General features: G+C 66.8%; 1 protein-coding gene. It reads left to right on the top strand.

The features are described 5' to 3' along the window. Window positions 1-265, top strand: a 265-nt coding sequence (locus SB773_RS32425; RefSeq protein ID WP_410594486.1) for an enolase C-terminal domain-like protein, incomplete at both ends; no start/stop codon positions are given.

The following is a 265-nucleotide window of genomic DNA, read 5'->3' as shown; positions in this document are numbered from 1 at the left end:
CATCAACGAGGGCTTCCGTCGTGACGCCGTGCAGGTCGTGCTGATCGACCACCACTACTGGGGCGGCTTCCGGCCGTCGATGCAGCTCGCGGCGACGTGCGCGGCGATGAACGTGGGCATCTCGATGCATTCGAACAGCCACCTCGGCATCAGTCTCGCCGCGATGCTGCACCTGGGCGCCTCGGTCGAGAAGCTCGACTACGCGCTCGACACGCACTGGCCGTGGAAGCGCGCCGAAGACGATGTCGTCGCCGACACCTCGCAC

Origin of the sequence: Bacillus sp. SIMBA_074, assembly GCF_046534555.1 — a bacterium.
In the GTDB taxonomy this organism is placed as follows: Bacteria; Bacillota; Bacilli; order Bacillales; family Bacillaceae_G; genus Bacillus_A; species Bacillus_A mycoides.
The sequence above is the reverse complement of the archived record's forward strand: the minus strand, read 5'-3'. Positions and strand labels throughout refer to the sequence as shown.